Here is a 263-nt window from a genome sequence, read left to right on the forward strand (position 1 = left end):
TGGGCGTCCTGCAGGTCGGCATGGCGGGTCATGGCTCCGATCCGCCAGCTGCCGTTCTCGCGCTGGATGCCGCGCAGGCCGGGCACCAGGCGCAGGTCCACCAGCAACGTCGGCGCCGCGAGGCGCAGCTTCATCAGCGGCAGCAACGAGTGGCCGCCGGCGAGCAGCTTCGCGTCCTCGCCGTGCTCGCGCAGGATGCGCACCGCGTCGTCGAGCCCGGCCGGCGCCTCGTAGTCGAAGGGGGCGGTGATCATCGGGGGCCT

General features: G+C 73.4%; 1 protein-coding gene. It reads right to left on the reverse strand.

Annotated features, from left to right (window positions below):
* A partial coding sequence (locus ACX9YW_RS23100) for an FAD binding domain-containing protein (protein WP_460351073.1) occupies positions 1-263 on the reverse strand: 263 nt, incomplete at both ends.

It is taken from the genome of Pseudoneobacillus rhizolycopersici (genome assembly GCF_054786815.1).